The organism is Tolypothrix sp. VBCCA 56010 (genome assembly GCF_050875635.1).
Taxonomy (GTDB): Bacteria; Cyanobacteriota; Cyanobacteriia; order Cyanobacteriales; family Nostocaceae; genus Hassallia.
In genome coordinates, this window is sequence record NZ_JBPAOH010000447.1 from 1 (window position 1) to 412 (window position 412).

The 412-nt window shown below is 42.2% G+C and carries 1 protein-coding gene; it reads right to left on the minus strand.

Annotation, left to right across the window (positions count from 1 at the left end):
- Positions 1 to 92: 92 nt before the first annotated feature.
- Complete coding sequence (locus AABK37_RS41940; protein ID WP_432557264.1) at positions 93 to 263, minus strand: AAA domain-containing protein; 171 nt, start codon at positions 261 to 263, stop codon at positions 93 to 95.
- Positions 264 to 412: the final 149 nt, after the last annotated feature.

The following is a 412-nucleotide window of genomic DNA, read 5'->3' on the forward strand; positions in this document are numbered from 1 at the left end:
CGTTCAATATCGTTCGTTGGTCAATTCGTCATTGCCCAAAATTCATCTCACGCTCCCCTGAGTACAGGGTGAGACGTGAGGCTTCTTTTGTTTTAAGCTAAATTCCCCACCAAAATAAATAATTCCCTAGCACGACTTACTGCGACATTCAGTAAATTGGGTCGGCGATTAATAAACCACAGCGAATCTTCTTTACGGCACTGGCGGGTGGATAGGATAATCACCGATTTCTCGCCCCCTTGAAAGGTGTGAATTGTCCCAATACTGTTATTGCTAAAATCTTGCCAGCGTGAGCATAAACGAGACCCAAGGGTTGGGTAGCTGAATCAAAATAATTAGACAATCTTCGTTATTCTTAGACATTTCATGAGCTATAATCAGCAGATGTCTAAGTTAACTGTATCTGAAGCTG